The sequence below is a fragment of the Streptomyces paludis genome (assembly GCF_003344965.1).
Taxonomy (GTDB): domain Bacteria; phylum Actinomycetota; class Actinomycetes; order Streptomycetales; family Streptomycetaceae; genus Streptomyces; species Streptomyces paludis.
The window spans coordinates 2,213,592-2,230,302 of sequence record NZ_CP031194.1; the positions used below are offsets into that span (position 1 = coordinate 2,213,592).

General features: G+C 70.7%; 11 protein-coding genes. 8 read left to right on the forward strand and 3 right to left on the reverse strand.

The window, feature by feature from the left end; translation table 11 throughout:
* Positions 1–377: 377 nt before the first annotated feature.
* The 7 genes from DVK44_RS09505 to DVK44_RS09535 all read left to right on the forward strand — a co-directional run bounded on the left by DVK44_RS09505 (position 378) and on the right by DVK44_RS09535 (position 10,121).
* A complete protein-coding gene (locus tag DVK44_RS09505; RefSeq protein WP_114659260.1) occupies positions 378–923 on the forward strand; it encodes a hypothetical protein in 546 nt (181 codons plus the stop codon).
* 440 nt (positions 924–1,363) lie between these two features.
* Positions 1,364–2,341: a hypothetical protein gene (locus DVK44_RS09510; RefSeq protein ID WP_114659261.1), complete on the forward strand. Its 978-nt coding sequence runs from the start codon at positions 1,364–1,366 to the stop codon at positions 2,339–2,341.
* 279 nt (positions 2,342–2,620) lie between these two features.
* Entirely contained in the window at positions 2,621–3,589 is a 969-nt protein-coding gene (locus DVK44_RS09515; RefSeq protein WP_114659262.1) for a sugar phosphate isomerase/epimerase family protein, read from the forward strand.
* A gap of 49 nt (positions 3,590–3,638) precedes the next feature.
* Positions 3,639–6,935, forward strand: coding sequence for a PQQ-dependent sugar dehydrogenase (locus tag DVK44_RS09520; RefSeq protein WP_228447060.1), 3,297 nt, complete (start codon positions 3,639–3,641; stop codon positions 6,933–6,935).
* A gap of 162 nt (positions 6,936–7,097) precedes the next feature.
* Positions 7,098–8,291 carry an ROK family transcriptional regulator gene (locus DVK44_RS09525; RefSeq protein WP_228447061.1) on the forward strand — a complete coding sequence of 398 codons (1,194 nt, stop codon included), beginning with the start codon at positions 7,098–7,100 and terminating at the stop codon, positions 8,289–8,291.
* 133 nt (positions 8,292–8,424) lie between these two features.
* On the forward strand, positions 8,425–9,183 hold the full coding sequence (locus DVK44_RS09530) for a fasciclin domain-containing protein (RefSeq protein WP_228447062.1): 759 nt from the start codon (positions 8,425–8,427) through the stop codon (positions 9,181–9,183).
* Positions 9,184–9,284: 101 nt separating this feature from the next.
* Positions 9,285–10,121 (forward strand): helix-turn-helix transcriptional regulator, encoded by an 837-nt coding sequence (locus DVK44_RS09535; protein ID WP_114659263.1) that lies wholly within the window; start codon positions 9,285–9,287, stop codon positions 10,119–10,121.
* Positions 10,122–10,139: 18 nt separating this feature from the next.
* On the opposite strand, the gene DVK44_RS09540 is transcribed toward DVK44_RS09535, so the two are convergent.
* From DVK44_RS09540 to DVK44_RS09550, 3 genes are all read right to left on the reverse strand, one after another.
* Entirely contained in the window at positions 10,140–10,997 is an 858-nt protein-coding gene (locus tag DVK44_RS09540; protein ID WP_114659264.1) for an ABC transporter permease, read from the reverse strand.
* Complete coding sequence (locus DVK44_RS09545) at positions 10,994–13,639, reverse strand: alpha/beta fold hydrolase (protein WP_114659265.1); 2,646 nt, start codon at positions 13,637–13,639, stop codon at positions 10,994–10,996. Before DVK44_RS09545 ends, DVK44_RS09540 begins: the two co-directional genes overlap by 4 nt.
* Before the next feature lie 143 nt (positions 13,640–13,782).
* On the reverse strand, positions 13,783–15,015 hold the full coding sequence (locus DVK44_RS09550) for an ROK family transcriptional regulator (protein WP_114659266.1): 1,233 nt from the start codon (positions 15,013–15,015) through the stop codon (positions 13,783–13,785).
* Positions 15,016–15,283: 268 nt separating this feature from the next.
* On the opposite strand from DVK44_RS09550, the gene DVK44_RS09555 reads away from it, so the two are divergent.
* The gene (locus DVK44_RS09555; RefSeq protein WP_114659267.1) at positions 15,284–16,663 is read left to right on the forward strand and encodes an extracellular solute-binding protein; all 1,380 of its coding nucleotides are present in this window, start codon (positions 15,284–15,286) and stop codon (positions 16,661–16,663) included.
* Positions 16,664–16,711: the final 48 nt, after the last annotated feature.

Consider the following 16,711-nt stretch of genomic DNA (forward strand, 5'->3'; position numbering starts at 1 on the left):
TGACACCTTCGTCGGGGCCGGGAACGGACCGGGCCCCGGGAAGTCCGGCACCTTCCCCAACCGACGTCCTGATTCACGCCATGCTCACGGGAGTTGTTCGCCTGAGCAACCAACTGCGTTGAGGGGCCTCCCCGCTGGGGCGCCGCCCTATGCGGGTGGGAACAGGTGAGGTGTGTGCGGACAGTGGGGTTGGAGAGGCAGGCGGTTCACTCTTTCGTGGCGGCTGAATTCCTCCTTTTTCCGGATGTAGCCGTCCGACACGATGGAGATCCGCACCTGAGGACGGTCCGCCATCGACCAGCGGTCCGGCCCCGCGGACGGCGCGAAATGAGCGCTGGTGAACGGGAAGCACACAGCAAAGAGCAGGGGGAACAACCATGTCATTCCGCAAACTTCTGGCGGTACTGACCGCGGCCGCGGCGCTTGTCGCCGTTCCGGTGGTCACCACCAGCGCCTCGGCGGCGTCCTCGGCCGGGCAGGCCGGGTACGCGGCGCAGGCGCTTGACGCCGGCCTGAGTGGGCAGCAGTCGGCGCGGCTCCAGGCGGACGTCGACGCGACGCTGGCGCGGCAGGCGGGCGCGCGGCAGGTGTCGGCCAACAGGATCGCGTTCGACGGGGGCAGTGCGACGTTCGCGGTTCCGGGGCAGGACCAGGCCCGTGACCTCGCGGCTCCCGAGGCGGCGCCGTCCTGTGCCAGCGGCTATCTGTGCATCATCGACGGCCGCGGCACCCGGTACGAGTACTACACCTGTGGCTACTACAGCTTCAGCGGTATCGGCGACGGCACCTTCAACAACAACCAGACCAGCGGCACCGTGGCGCGCTTCTACAACTCCGACGGCAGCCAGCGCTGGACGAGCACCGCGAAGGCCACCGGCACGGCGTCCTGGACGCCCGTCTACTACATCCGGCCCTGCGGCTGATCCGACCGCGTAACCGTCCCTCCCCGGCGGGTGCCCCGGCTGCGCGACAGCCGGGGCACCCGTCGTTTTCGCGCGCCCGATGCCCCGCGTACCGGCTTTTGAGTCATGTCACTCATCTTTTGACGGATCATGAGAAAGTTCCGGAGATTCGTTCCGAACCTCTGGACAGGCCCCACGCGGCCCCCTAGTGTCTCGGCCAACCAGCAGAGTGTTTCGGCGCGGTAACACCTACCGGCACAACCGGCCCACCAGGCCCAGCAGGCCCGACGCGCACGTTCCACACGCCAGACACACGCCAGACACGTCAGACACGTCTTTGTACGTCTCCCCCCACGGTCGGGCGGTCTCCGTCCCTGCCCGTTCCAGGCGTTGCGCGTTTTCATCCGGACCGACGACCGCGTATCCCGCGCGGTCGTGACCGCAGCAGGAAGGGAAGCGTTATGAAGATCCGTACCTTCATCGCCACCACGTCCATGGCGACCCTCGTCGCCTCCGGCGGGCTCGTCGCCCTCGCCGGGTCCGCCCAGGCCGCGCTCTACACCGTCTGCGTGGGAGAGGGCGGCGCCGTCACCGTCAACGGCGATCTCGTCATACCGGCCGGCAAGTCCTGCACGCTGACCGGCACCAAGGTCAAGGGCAGCGTCACCGTCGAGGCGGGCGCCGACCTCGTCGCCGCCGGCGCGACGTTCAACAGCTCGGTCGAGGTCGCGTCGAACGCCTACCTCGACCTCACCGACACCACCGTCAAGGGCACGCTCACCACCAAGTCCGCCTTCGGCGCGCACCTGGAGGACTCCACCGTCAAGGGCGCCGTCCTCACCCAGAAGGGCTTCATCTACGCCGTCGACTCGGCGCTCGGCAGCTCGGTCAAGGCCGAGGCGGGCGAGCTGTATGTCTCCGGAAGCACCGTCAGCGGGGCGCTCACCGGCGAGAAGACCCAGTACACCGACGTCTACGACACCACCATCAAGGGCGCGCTGACCGTCAGCGACAGCACCCTCGGCGGTGTGCTGTGCGAGAGCGAGGTGCAGGGGAGCACCGTATACAAGAACAACGCGGACACCCTCCAGCTCGGCGGCACCGGACTGCTCGGCACCTGCCGCGGCGCCACGTACCTGGGCGGCGACCTCACCGTCACCGGCAACACCGCCAACACCGTCCTGGACAACACCATCGTCCGCGGCAACCTCACCGCCACCGGCAACACCCCCACGCTGAAGATCGGCGACCTCGCCCGGGTGCGCGGTACGACGACCAACACGGCCGCCGCCGCCTCCAAGTTCTCGATCGCGGCCCAGCCCCGTACCACCAAGACCGCCGCCCGCGACAACGCGAGCAAGCTGGAGGCCAAGGCCGCGAAGCGCACCGCCGAGGCCCGTGCCGACGCGCGCGCCGCCGGCAAGTCCAAGCTCAACTGAGCCTGAGCACAGCCGAGTCCGGGGTCGAACGAATCCCGGCTCAACCGGAGCCGCGCGCAGCCGAGTTCCGCACCCGGCCGCGTCCCGGCCCGCCCAGTGCCCTGCGCACTGGCCCTCTCCCAGGCCCCGCCCCCCGTCGCCGGGAGAGTCCCGCACCGCCGTGCCCGCGGCCCTTCGCGCCGCCGCGCCGGCTCGCCCTTCGCCCCACCCCAGCCCGTATCAGGGCCGCCTCCCCCACCGCCCCCGCATGTCTTCGTACCGCATTCCTCAGGAGTGACCGTGGGCCATCTGCACAAGTCCTTCGACCGCAGGGACTTCCTCCGCGCCACCGCCGGCACGACCGTGGCGCTCGCCGCCGCCTCCGTCACCGGAGTCGCCGCCGCCACCTCCGCCTCCGCCGCCAGCGGTGTCCCCATCCCCAAGGACCGCCTCGGCATCCAGCTCTACAGCATCCGCGACAAGGTCAGCGCGCTCGGCTTCGGCGTCGTCCTGCCCGAGCTGGCCCGGATCGGCTACCGGGAGATCGAGTTCGCCGGCTACACCCAGAGCACCTCCATCCTGGGCCGGCAGATCACCCTCCCCGAGATCAAGAAGCTCCTCGACGACAACGGGCTGCGCGCCGTCGGCAGCCATGTCGGCATCGGCAATCTGCGCACCAACCTCCAGGCGGAGCTGGACGCCGCCCAGATCCTGGGCATGCCGCACATCGGCACCGCCAACGCGCCCTCCAACGTCAACACCGTCGCGGGCTACCGCGCCGCCGCCGACGAGTTCAACGTCTGGGGCGCGGCGGCCACCGCGCGCGGGCTCAAGCTCTACCAGCACAACCACGCGGGCGAGTTCGCCTTCGCCCAGGACCAGCCGTCCGTACGGCTCTACGACGTCTTCCTCAAGAACACCGACCCCCGCCATGTCTATCTCGAACTGGACGTGTACTGGGCCTTCGTCGGCAAGCACCTCTACCCCGGCTTCGAACCGGCCACGTACGTACGCAACCAGCCCTACCGCTACCCGCTGTTCCACATGAAGAACGGGGCGTCCAACCCGGCGAACTCGAACGGCTACGACATCGTCGAGTTCGGCGCCGGCAATCTGCCGTACGAGCGGTTCATCCGGGACATCGGCCCGCGCGTGGAGCACATCGGCATCTGGGAGCAGGACACCGCGCCCAACGCGCTGCCCAACCCGCCGGGTTCGCTCGGTGCCGCCGAGCGCAGCTACGGGGCGCTGAAGACTCTGCTCGCCTGACCGCGCGACGAAGGAGACGCATTCCGTGAACGTGAACGTGAATCCATCCGTGAGAAGCAGACTCAGACGGCTGGTGGCCGGTGTCGTTCTCACCGCACTGCCCGCCCTCGGCCTGACCACGCTCGCCCCCGTCGCGCAGGCCCACCCGAACCATGAACACGCCCTGGACTGGGCGAACTACGAGAAGGTCACCCTCACCAAGGACACCGGCGAGCCCATCGACCTCGCCGTGCTGCCCGACAGCCGGGTGCTGCACACCGCGCGCAACGGGGATCTGCGGCTGACCGACCCGGGCACCGGCGTCACGAAGATCATCAACACCATCGACGTGTACGCGAACTCGGAGAACGGGCTCCAGACCGTCACCCTGGACCCGGACTTCGAGACCAACAAGTGGGTCTATCTCTACTACTCGCCGAAGCTCGACACCCCGGCCGGATCGGCCCCGCTCCAGCTGCCCGCCGGCGAGACCGACGCGTACTGGAAGCGCTGGGAGGGGTACGACCTGCTCGCCCGCTTCAAGTGGACCGGCGACAAGCTGGACCTGTCCACGAAGCAGGAGATCATCCGGATCGACGCCAACCGCGGCCAGTGCTGCCATGTCGCCGGTGACGTCGACTTCGACGCCGACGGGAACCTGTACCTCTCCACCGGCGGCAACACCCCCGCCTCGGGCCCCAACGTCAACGGCTACACACCGATCAACGACGCGCCCACCTACAACCCGGGCCTCGACGAGCGGCGCGGCGCCGGCAACACCAACGACCTGCGCGGCAAGATCCTCCGGATCAACGTCAAGGAGGACGGCAGCTACACCGTCCCGGAGGGCAACCTCTTCGAGGCCGGTACGCCGAAGACCCGGCCCGAGATCTTCGTGATGGGCCTGCGCAACCCGTTCCGGATGACCGTCGACCGGGAGACCGGCGCGGTGATGTGGGGGGACTACGGTCCCGACGCGGGTACGGCAGACCCGAACCGCGGCCCCATGGGGTACGTGGAGTGGCAGACCACCACGAAGCCCATCAACGGCGGCTGGCCGTACTGCGCCGGCGACAACAGCCACCCCTACCGGGACTTCGACTTCGCGACGCTCACCCCCGGGCCTGCCTTCGACTGCGACGCGCCCGTCAACGACTCGCGCTGGAACACCGGGCTGACCGTCCTGCCGCCGTCCACCCCGGCCACCCTCTGGTACGGCGACCGCGACACCGACCAGCCGTGGCCCGAGCTGACCGCCTTCCGCGGTCCGGGCGGACCCGGCGGCCAGGCCCCGATGGCGGGGCCGGTCTACCACTACGACCCGGACAACCCGTCGCCGGGCAAGTTCCCCGCGTACTGGGACAAGAAGGCGTTCTTCGGCGAGTTCTCGCAGGACTACGTGGCCGCCTTCACGCTCGAAGGCCCCGACGGGCCGGTCACCAAGCTGGAGAACTTCCTCCCCAACAGCGAGCGCGCCCAGAACGGCATCCCGCCCTGGGACAACCCGATGGACCTGGAGTTCGGCCCCGACGGCTCGCTCTACGTCCTCGACTACGGCGACGGCTTCTTCCGGCAGAACCCGGACGCGGGCCTCTACCGGATCGACTACGCCGAGGGCAACAAGGCGCCCACCGCGCTGATCAAGGCCGATGTGACCTCCGGACAGGCGCCGCTGACGGTGTCGTTCGACGGCACCGGGTCCTCCGACCCGGAGGGCGGCGAACTCACCTATCAGTGGGATCTCGACGGGGACGGCGTCTTCGACGCGACCGGTCCGCGGGTCACCCGTACCTACCCGGACAACGGCCAGTTCCAGGCGCGCCTGAAGGTCACCGACCCGCAGGGCAAGACGGGACTGTCGAGCCGGCAGATCACGGTGGGCAACACCGCGCCGGTCGTGGAGATCACCTCACCGCCCAACGGCGGGTTCTTCAACTGGGGTGACGCGGTCGCCTACGGAGTCGACATCGAGGATGTCGAGGACGGCAGGAACGTCGACTGCGCCAAGGTCGCCTGGACCTTCGGGCTCGGGCACAACGAGCACGCCCACCCGGTCAACAGCGGGACCGGCTGCTCGGGCGGGATCGTGACCCCGCCGGACGCCGGACACGGCGAGACGGAGAACGTCTTCGGCGTCCTCGGTATCGCGTACACCGACCGGGGCGCGAACGGGGTGCCGCCGGCCACCGGTGACGCCCAGGTGCTGCTGAACCCGGCGCTCATGGAGGCCGAGCACTACGACTCGGCGCGCGGGGTGACCATCGCGGACGACTCCACGGCCTCCGGGCAGCGGAAGCTGACGTCCTTCGACGCCGGGGACTGGATCGCGTACGACCCGGTCTCGTTCAGCGGTATCACCGGGGTGAAGACCCGCGCGAGCGGCGCCGGCACACTGGCGCTGCGCTGGAACGCGGCGGACGCCGAGCCGTTCGCCACCGTCTCCGTACCGGCCGGTGCGGGCTGGCAGACCGTCACCACGCCGCTGACCAACGCGCCTTCGGGCACCGGTGAGCTGTTCGTGACGACCTCCGGCGGGATCGACGTCGACTCCCTGACCTTCCAGGGTCCGGGGATCGCGGACAAGACACCGCCGAAGGTGAGCGCCACGCTCAACCCGCCGCGGCCCAACGGTGACAACGGCTGGTACACCAGCAATGTGTCGCTGAGCGTCACCGCGACCGACAACGGTACGGTCGCCAGCCGCCAGTACTCGGTCAACGGCGGTACGACCTGGCTGTCGGCCACCAGCGCCGTCACCCTCTCCGCGGAGGGCGCCACCACGGTCCTCTACCGGGCGACGGACAACGGCGGCAATGTCTCCGAGACGGGGACGCTGACCGTACGGATCGACAAGAGCGGCCCCGCCGTGACGGTCACCGGAGTCGACGCGGACGCCACGTACGGCGACTCGAAGCGGCTCACGCCGGTGGTCACGGCCACCGACGCGGTCAGCGGAGGCGCCACCGCGAGCGTCACCCTGGACGGGGCGGCGATCACCTCCGGGCAGGCCCTGGAGCTGTGGAAGCTGCCGCTGGGCGGCCATGACCTCACGGTCACGGCCCGCGACCGGGCCGGGAACACCACGGTGAAGACCGTACGGTTCACCACCCGCGCCTCCTTCGACGACATCGAGGCGCTGCTGCCGAAGCTGCGCGCGGACAATCTGGTGTCGGCGCAGGGCCTCCAGCGGCTGACCGTACGGCTCGGCCAGGCACGGGCCCACGCCGAGGCCGGACGGATCAGTCAGGCCAAGGCGGTGCTGGATTCGTTCGCCGAGTACGCGGGCGATCCGGCGCTGGTGCCGGACCGGACGGCGGGCACCGCGCTGGCGCGCGACGCCCGGGCCGTGAAGGCGGCACTGTCCTGATCTGTACTGGCTAGTAGGCGCTGTCCCGGCCACTGTGGTGGCCGGGACAGCGCTTACCGGACTTTCACCGCGAGACTTTTGCAAGAGAGAACGAAAGTTGCGTACGGTCGCACCATAAGGGCCTGTCACCGAGCGGGCGTTCCAGGAGCGAGGAGTGAGCCCGTGAGTGATCCCGTGCGTGAGCCCGAGAGCGTTCCGTACCGTGTCCTGAGCCTCCTGCGGGACAACGGCCCGCTGTCCCGCGCCCAGCTGTCGGACCGGCTGGAGATCCCGCGCCCCCGGCTGCTGGCCGAACTCGACCGGATGGTCGCCGCCGGCAAGGTCCTGGAGGCGGGTCCGGCGGCCTCGCGCGGCGGGCGCCGCTCCACGCTCGTACAGCTGGATCCCGGACTGCGGTTCGCCGCCGTCGATCTCGGCGCCAGCTCGCTGGACATCGAGATCACCGACGGCGGCCTGGAGCCCGTGGCGGCCTACTCCGAGGCCGCCGACATCCGCTCGGGCCCGGTCGCCGTGCTCGGCCGGGTCAGCGAGATCCTCCACAAACTGGCCGCGCAGGGCCACTACACGCGCCTGGACGCGATCGGCATCGGACTGCCGGGGCCGGTGAGCTTCCGCGACGGGGTGCCCGTGTCGCCGCCCATCATGGTCGGCTGGAACCGCTATCCGGTACGGGACACCCTCGCCCGGGAGCACGGCTGTCCGGTGGTCGTTGACAACGACGTCAACGTGATGGCGCTCGGCGAGCGGCACAGCGGGGTCGCCCGGACCGTCGACCATCTCCTCTTCGTCAAGATCGGCAGCGGGATCGGCTCCGGGATGCAGCACCACGGCCGTATCTACCGGGGCGCGGAGGGCTGCGCGGGCGATATCGGCCATATTCAAGTCGAGTCCGACGGACCGCTCTGCACCTGCGGCAACACCGGCTGTCTGGAGGCGTACTTCGGCGGGGCCGCGCTGGCGCGGGACGCCACGGCCGCCGCCCGCTCCGGGGAGTCGGCCGCGCTGGCCGTACGGCTGGCCGAGCGGGGCGTGCTGACCGCCGAGGATGTCGCCGAGTGCGCCACCGGCGGGGACACGGCCTCGATCGCGCTCATCCGCAACGGCGGCCACCGGGTGGGACAGGTGCTCGCCACCCTGGTCAGCTTTATGAATCCGTCGATGATCGTGATCGGCGGCGGGCTGGCCGGGCTGGGGTTCGTCCTGCTCTCGGAGATCCGGAGCGTGGTCTACAAACGGTCGCTGCCGCTGGCGACCGGCAACCTCCCGATCGTGATGTCGGAACTCGGGCCGCGGGCGGGCGTCGTGGGGGCGGCGCTGCTGGCGAGCGAGCTGTGTTACGGCGACCGGCCGGCGTAAGGCACGAAGAGGCGCCCTTCGCAACATAACGCCTCCAGATGCCCGAACCGGACCCCTCTGGCTAACCTTTATGCGGTGGCTTGACCAGAAAAAGCCCCTCCTCCCACCGGCACCACAGGAAGAGGAACAGCGCATGATGAAGCCCACCCGCTCCCCCAGCCCCACCCGTATCCGCAGCACGCTCACGGCCGCCGCCGTGGCGGTGGCGCTCCCGGTCACCCTGGGGGTCATGGGACCCCAGGCGCTCGCGGTCACCCCGGGCCCGACGCCGCCCCCCGCCCCGAGCGCGAGCGCGCCGACCTCGCCGGGCACCTCACCGAGTACGTCGCCGAGCACGTCGGCCAGCACCTCGCCGAGCCCGTCGACCTCGCCCAGCACGTCCCCGAGCACGTCGACCAGCCCGCCCCCGGGCATCACCGCCCCCTTCGGCCCGGAGTGCTCCTCCGTACCGAAGACGGGCAGCGGCAGCTTCGCGGACATGGCCCAGCAGCCGGTGGCCACCGCGGCCTCGCACAACCCGGAGCTGACGGCGCTGGTCGCCGCCGTCAAGAAGGCGGGACTGACCGACTCGCTCAACTCCTCGACCCGGCTCACCCTCTTCGCGCCGACCGACAAGGCGTTCGCGAAGCTGCCCAAGGCCGAACTCACCAGGCTGCTCAACGACAAGGCGCTCCTCAGCAAGGTACTCACGTACCACGTGGTGGACGGCCGCCGGATCTTCCCCGACCAGCTCCCGAACGGCACCTTCCGGACCCTGGAGGGCGGCGATCTCACCACCAACGGCTCCGGTGCGGAGTTCATGGTGAACGGCACCGCGCGGATCCTCTGCGGCAACATCAAGGTCGCCAACGGCACGGTGTATCTGATCGACACCGTCCTCATGCCGAAGTGACGAAATCACGGAACCCCTGAACTGCACTTGTCACGGTGAGCAATGATGTGCGTACATTGAGTGGCGTACGGCTCCAACGGGGATGGCGGGGGAGGTCAGCCGTGGCGGATGTGTCGGGTTCCGTACTCAACAGGGCGACGCTGTCGGTGGGCGGGCCGCGGGAGGAGGCGGTGGACACGCCGCCCCACCCGCCGGGCCGGCCGATCCAGGGTGTGCGGGAGGTGACCTCGACCCTGACGGCGCTGGTCCGGTCCGCCCGCCGGGAGCTGCTGATCTTCGACGACCCCGGCAGCTGTCTGGGGCAGTGCGTCCCCGACGAGTTCCTGGAGTTCGCCGCCGCGTGCGTGGCCGCGGCCGGCGACCGGGACCACGACTGGACGGGGACCGGCCCGCAGAGCGGGGAGAGTACGCCGAGTGCGCGGCCGGGCGGGGAGGTCCCGCGCAAGCGGCGCCGGCGCCGCTCCCCGGCGGTCGGGGTGCGCCGGATCGTGCCGCGGCACGGGCTGGCGGGGCTGCCGTATCCGCTCCCCCGTCAACTGCCGGGCCGGGCGCGGCAGACGGAGTCCATTCCGTTCAAGATGATCCTGGTGGACCGCTCGGTCGCCGCCGTCCCCCTCGATCTCCAGCTCCACTACCACGGGCTGCTGCTGATCCGTGATCCCGTGGTGGTGCAGGCCCTGGCCCGTACGCACGAGACCTGGTGGGAGACGGGCGAGGAGCTGCCGAGCGCCCGCTCCCCCGTCCCCGGGGTGCTGCCGGGGACGTTACGGCCCGTGCTGGAGGCCCTGTTGGCCGGGCTCACCGACGAGGCGGCGGCGACCCGGCTCGGTATGTCGGGCCGTACGTACAGCCGCCGGGTGGGCGAGCTGATGGCGGCCCTCGGCACGACGAGCCGCTTCCGCGCGGGTGCGGAAGCGGCTCGCAGAGGCTGGATCTAGGACTCCGGGGCGATATCGCTACGAGACGATGTCCTTGCGCGCGAAGCCCCGGAAGGCGAGGGCGAACAGCACCACGGCGAAGGTCACCGAGACCGACGCGCCCTTCAGCATCCCGCCCCACTCCAGCTGCGGCTGGAGCGCGTCCGCCCAGGCGAACTGCCAGTGCGCGGGCAGGAATTCGCGCCAGGAGCCGAGCGCCGTCACCGCGTCCAGCACATTGCCGATGATCGTCAGCCCGACCGCCCCGCCGACCGCGCCCAGCGGGGCGTCGGTCTTGGTCGACAGCCAGAACGCCAGCCCGGCGGTGACGAGTTGGGAGACGAAGATGTACGCGACGATCAGCGCCAGCCGGGGCACGGTGTCGGCGGCGGCCAGGGAGCCGCCCGTCGGCAGCTCCAGCGGCCCCCAGCCGTACGCCACCGTGCCCGCCGCCAGCGCGACCAGCGGCAGCAGCACCATCGCCGCCGCGCTCATGCCGAGCGCGACCGTCAGCTTGCTCCACAGCAGCCGGCCCCGGGGCACCGGCGCGGCCAGCAGATAGCGCAGCGAGGACCAGCTCGCCTCGGAGGCCACCGTGTCCCCGCAGAACAGCGCGACCGGCACGACCAGCAGAAAGCCGGCCGAGACAAAGAGGGCGGTGGCCGCGAAGTTGGCGCCGGAGGCCGTGGCGGTGTCCATCAGGGACACCCGGCCGTCCCGTCCGCCGTCCGGGGTGCCGCCGATGGCGAACGCCACGATCAGGACGAAGGGCAGGGCCGCCAGCATGATGCCCATGGCCAGCGTCCGCCGGCGGCGCAGCTGGCGCAGCGCCTCGATCCGCAGCGGCAGGGTGCCCCGGGCCCGGTAGCCGGGGGCCGATTCGATCAGCGCGCTCATGCGGAGCCTCCGGAGATCAGGGTGAGGAACGCGTCCTCCAGGCGGCGGTGCGGTCCGACGCCGGTCAGCGGGACGTCCAGCCGGATCAGCTCGGTGACCAGGGTGGCGGTGCTCGCGCCGTCGAGCCGTACGAGCAGTCCGGGACCGGCGCCGGCCGCCGCGCGTTCGGCCGAGCCGACGCCGGGCAGCGCGGCGACCTTCTCGATCACCGGCTCCGGGATGTCCTCGGCGGTGGTGATGAGCAGGGTGTCGCCGGATCCGGTGATCTCGTCGACCGGGCCCGCCTGGATGAGCTGTCCCCGGTGCATGACCACGAGATGGGTGCAGGACTGCTCGACCTCGGAGAGGAGGTGGCTGGAGACGATGACCGTGCGCCCGGCCTCCGCGTACCGGATCATCACATCGCGCATCTCGCGGATCTGGGGCGGGTCGAGTCCGTTGGTCGGCTCGTCCAGGATCAGCAGGTCGGGCAGGCCGAGCATCGCCTGGGCGATGGCGAGCCGCTGCCGCATTCCCTGCGAGTACGTACGGACGGCGCGGGCGAGCGCGTCGCCGAGCCCGGCGATCTCCAGCGCCTCGTCGAGGTGGGAGTCCTCGGCGGGCCGGCCGGTGGCCGCCCAGTACAGCTCCAGGTTGGCGCGGCCGGACAGATGCGGCAGGAAGCCGGCGCCCTCGACGAACGCGCCGACCCGGGAGAGCACCGGGGCGCCGGGCCGGATCGCCTGCCCGAAGACCCGGATCTCGCCGGCGTCCGGGCTGATCAGGCCCATCAGCATGCGCAGGGTGGTGGTCTTGCCGGCGCCGTTGGGGCCGAGCAGCCCGAGCACCTGGCCCTTGCCGACCTCGAAGGAGAGGTCCCGTACGGCGTACCGGTCGGCGGACTTGGCGTACCGCTTCGTCAGCCCCTCGATGCGCAGCGGTACGTCCGCCAGCGCGGGGTCGGGCGCGGGGGCGCCGGTGCGCCGCCGGGCGGTGAGCAGCAGGACGGCCGCGATCAGTACGCCTGCGGCCGGCAGCCCCCAGACCCACGCGGGCAGCGTGGTGGCGGCGGTGGTGAGCGCGGGGACGGTGGGGACGGTCAGCGGGCCGTCGAGGGTGACCCGGTAGGTGGCGGGGGCGGCCGGTGAGGCGTAGCCGAGGTCGGTGGCGGCGAGGACGAGGCGCAGCCGGTGGCCGGGCTCGATCCGGTGGTCCACGGCGGGCAGGGTCAGCTCGACGGCCTTGCCCTTCTCGGCGTTCTCGACGCGGACGGGCGCGACGAGCTGCGCGGGCAGCACCTGCTGCGTACCGCCGGGGCCGACGTCGTACACCTTGGCGAAGAGCACGGCGTCGCCGGTGCTGGAGGCGACGGTGGCACGGATGGTCGGTGACCCGGTGATGTGCAGCGCGTCGGTGACGGGCGCGGAGTCGAACCGGGCGTGCTGGCCGGGGAAGTCGAGGGAGAGGCCGACGCCGAGGGAGGAGAGCTGGGAGAGGCCGCCGCCGATGCCCGGGACGGCGGAGATGGCGGGCGGGGTGGCGCCGGCCGGGTTCTCGAAGGTCTTCGTGCCGCCGCTGAGCGTGATGGCGGTCGTACCGTTCTCCAGTCCGGGGTAGCGGTCGCTGCTCGCGCCCCGCAGCTGGGCGCGGCCGTCGGTGGAGTCGACGCCGCCGGTCCGGCTGACCCGGAAGGCGGGTCCGGTGTCGGCGCTCTTGTCGTCCTTCAGGTAGCAGTCGAACCAGGAGGTGATCCGGCTCTGGACCCGGCCGCTCTCCGGATCGCCGCCGTCGTGTCCGCCGGCGATCCAGTCGACGTCGACGGGGGCGCCGTTGGCCTTGATCGCCTTGGCCATGGCGTCGGCCTGGCCGAGCGGGAAGAGCGAGTCGGTCTGGCCCTGGACGATCAGCGCGGGAACGTCGATCCGGTCCGCCACGGCGGACGGGCTGCGCTCCGCGAGCAGTTCGCGGGCAGCCGGGTCGGGGGTGCCGGAGACGGCGACGCGCTCGTACATGGAGCAGAGCACGGGCTGGAAGGTGTCGCAGCCGCCGCCGGTGGAGAAGAAGATCCCGGCCCAGAGCTTCTTGAAGACGCCGTCGGGGAAGAGCGAGTCGGCCAGGTTCCAGTAGGTGATCTGGGGGGCGATCGCGTCGACGCGCTGGTCGTACCCGGCGGCGAGCAGCGAGATCGCCCCGCCGTAGGAGGCGCCCGTGACACCGACACGGGGGTCGCCCTTGGCGTCGAGCTTCACCTCGGGCCGGGCGGCGAGCCAGTCGATGAGCCGGGAGACGTCCTTGACCTCGTGCTCCGGGTCGTTGAGCCCGATCTCGCCGGTGGACTCACCGAAACCGCGGGCCGACCAGGTCAGCACGGCGTAGCCGTCACGGGCGAGCTGCTCGGCCTGGGCCCGTACGTCGTCCTTGCTGCCGCCGAATCCGTGCCCGATCAGCACGGCGGGCCGGCGCCCGCTGTCGCCTGCGGTGAAGTACGAGGTGTCGATCCGGGCGCCCGGCATCCGCATCACCTGGTCCTCGCGGTGCACGGTGGGCGCACGGTCCGAGGCGGCGGCGGTCCAGGTGCCGGCACCCACCAGCACGGCGAGCGCGGCAAGGCCCGCCGCCCATCGTGCGCGCGGCCAGGCCCGGCGGGGGGTTGGGGTCTCCATCCTTGAACCCTAAACGGCCCCCGGACCCCCAGGTCCGGCCACCGGTCGGAACTCCTCGGCATCCTTGAGACGTACGGCCCGCCATACGCATACCGCAGGCGCGGTACGCGGCGCACCCGCCCCGGCCGGGCAGGCCGCCCGGCTCAGTCGACCAGCATTCCCCAGCCCGGCGCGTAATTGCCGTGCAGGATGAGTGAGGCGGCGCCGACCGCGCCGACCGTGTCGCCGATCACGCTGCGTTCTATGGTGATGTCGCGGGTGCCGCGGCCGACGGAGGTGCTGTTGACCGCCGCGTCGATCTCCTCGCTGAGGATGGTCTCGATGCCGCGCAGGCCCTCGCCGCCGAGGACCACGCAGCCCACGTCGAGCAGGCTGACCGCGCCCCGGGTGGCCTGGCCGAGCCGGCGGGCCGCGCGGCGTACGACGTCGACGGCGGCGGGGGTGCCGTCGCGGGCGGCGCGGCGCAGGAGTTTCCAGTCGCGGTGCAGGTCGCCGGGGGTGCCGGTGAGGCCGAGGGCCTCGGCGGTGGCCGGGCCGTGCAGGGTCAGGAGGTCGTCGATGATCGCGGCCGGGTTGACGTACGGGCCGAGGCAGCCGGTGCTGCCGCAGTGGCAGACGCGGTCGCCGGGCTCGACGGCCATATGGCCGAACTCGCCGGCGTTGCCGGAGTCGCCGTGCAGCACGGTGTTGTTGAGGACGACTCCGGAGCCGATACCGGTGCCCATGTAGATGAAGAAGAAGCTGCCGGCCCGGCGCTTGCCGCCGATCCAGCGCTCGCCTATCGCGGCGGCCGTGGCGTCGTTGTCCATCGCCACGGGCATGCCGGTGGCCTTGCCGAACATCTCCAGCAGCGGGACGTACTCCCAGCCGGGCAGGTTGGGCGGTGCGATCACCGCGCCCGCGCGGCCGTCGAGCGGGCCGGGGGCGGCGATGCCGGTGCCGAGGAGGCGGGCGGGGTCGATCTCGGCGCGGGCGGTGAGGCGGCGGGCCGCCCGTACCGACTGTTCGACCACGCTCTGGGGGTCGCGCGGATCGGTGAGGCGGACGCGGCGGCCGGTCAGCACCTCGCCGACCAGGTCGACCACGACGACCACGGCGGACTCGGGGTCCAGATGGATACCCACGGCGTAGGCGCCGTCGGCGCGCGGGGACAGCAGGGTGCGGCGCTTGCCGCCGCTGGAGGGGGCGTGGCCGGATTCGGACACGAGACCGGCGTCGAGCAGCCGGCGGACCACATTGGAGACGGTCTGTGCGGTAAGGCCCGTGAGTGGGGCCAGTTCTACCCGGCTCACCGGGCCTCTGGTGCGGATGGCGTCCAGGACGACCGCCTGGTTGTAATCCCCTACTCGCGGGAGGTTGGTCCCGCCCGAAGTCACCTCGCGTCGCCTCCTTTGCCCAGGTCGGAGGGGTTATACCACCGGCGCGGGCTCAAAAATCCCGGGCCACGTCCGGGGCCCGGCGATCCGGAATCGTGACGGAAGTTTACATGGCCGAAGCGTTGACTTAATCCATCCATTGGATTTAGCTGTCGGTCAGCAGGGCAGGGCAAAAGCGCCCGGATAGGCAACCGTATCCGTTTTGAACGGATTGGTCGATTGCCTATCTTTTCGGGCTTCGATCGGGTTCTTCGTCGGAGGATCTTCTGTGCGTACCAGACTTCTCGCCGCCGTCAGCGTCACGGCCGCGCTCGCCATCACGGCGACAGCCTGTGGAGGGTCCTCCTCCGGCAGTGGCAGTTCGAGCAAGACGATCAAGGTCGTCTATCAGCAGCAGCTGAACAACAGCAACAAGGTCCAGGCGAACTTCCTGGCCCCGATGGTCAAGCAGTTCGAGAAGGACAACCCGGGCACGAAGGTCCAGCTCGTGCCGGTCACCGCCTCCTCGAACGACTACTACACCAAGCTCCAGCTGATGATGCGGTCCCCGTCGACCGCCCCCGACCTCGTCTACGAGGACACCGCGACGATCAACTCCGACATCGCCAGCGGCTACCTCAAGCCCCTCGACGACTACATCGCGAAGTGGTCGGACTGGTCGCAGTTCGCCGACGCCTCCAAGGCGGCCGTGAAGTCCGGCACCGACGGCAAGACGTACGGCGTTCCGGACAACACGGACACCCGCGGTATCTGGTACAACAAGAAGATCTTCGCCAAGGCCGGTATCGCCGTGCCGTGGCAGCCCAAGACCTGGGCCGATGTCCTCGCCGCCGCCAAGAAGATCAAGGCCGCCGACCCCTCGATCACCCCGTTCAACATCTACACGGGCACCGCGGGCGGCGAGCAGTCCACCATGCAGGGCTTCGAGATGCTGCTCTACGGCACAAAGGCCGGCGGCAACTCGCTGTACGACAGCGACCAGAAGAAGTGGGTCGTCGGCAGCCAGGGCTTCAAGGACGCGCTGGAGTTCATCCGGACCGTCTACAGCGAGAAGCTGGGCCCGCCGGTCGAGCAGGCGCTCGGCGCGAACATCGGCGCCGCCGTCGGTACGGAGATGATCCCGGCCGGCAAGCTCGCCATGGACATCGACGGCTCCTGGATGCCCAACAACTGGATCCGCAACGGCAGCAAACCGTGGGCCGAGTGGGAGTCCACCATGGCCACCGCCGCCATGCCGACCCAGAACGGACAGGCCCCCGGCAGGGTGAGCATGTCCGGCGGCTGGGCCTGGTCGGTTCCCGCCAAGGCGGGCAACCCGGACCTCGCGTTCAAGTTCATCGAGTTCCTGGAGACGAAGGAAGCCTCCGCCAAGTGGAACGCGGAGAACGCGACGATCGCCGTCCGCAAGGACGTGGCGACCGACCCGGCGTACCTGAAGGCGCTGCCCACCAACAAGTTCTTCACCGAACTCGTCGCCGACACCCACTACCGGCCCGCGCTGCCCGCCTACACGCAGGTCTCCACCGCCATCCAGAAGGCCATGGAGTCGGTGACCACCGGTCAGGCGAGCGTGGACAAGGCCGCTTCGACATACGACAACGATGTCAAGACGGCTGTCGGCGCCGACAACACGGTCAAGGGTTCCTAGTGGCAGGCATCGTCACCACTCCCGACGGCGACACCAAGTCGCCCGGCG